Origin of the sequence: Streptomyces sp. P17 (genome assembly GCF_032436805.1) — a bacterium.
GTDB lineage: Bacteria > Actinomycetota > Actinomycetes > Streptomycetales > Streptomycetaceae > Streptomyces.
In genome coordinates, this window is the sequence record NZ_JAVRBF010001195.1 from 1 (window position 1) to 252 (window position 252).

1 protein-coding gene is annotated in these 252 nt (G+C 67.9%); it reads left to right on the forward strand.

Annotated features, from left to right (window positions below; all coding sequences use genetic code 11):
• A partial coding sequence (locus RMT89_RS44400) for a hypothetical protein (protein ID WP_315889430.1) occupies positions 1 to 252 on the forward strand: 252 nt, incomplete at both ends.

A 252-nucleotide genomic window follows, 5' to 3' on the forward strand; every position in this document is an offset into this window, starting at 1 on the left:
GGGTCATGGAAACGGGGCCGGCCTTCCTGACCTCGGAAACGACCGAGGACGTGACCATCCTGACCACCTTCGATCAGCGCATCCAGCGCGCGGCGGAAAAGGCGGTGGCGGATGTGTTCAAGTCGAAGGTGGCGGAAGGGTCCAAGGCGCAGGCCGCCGTGGTGGTGATGTCGGCGGACGGGGCGGTGCGCGCCATCGTCGGAGGGCGCGACAATACGGCCGATGGGGTGTTCAACCGGGCGACTCAGGCGC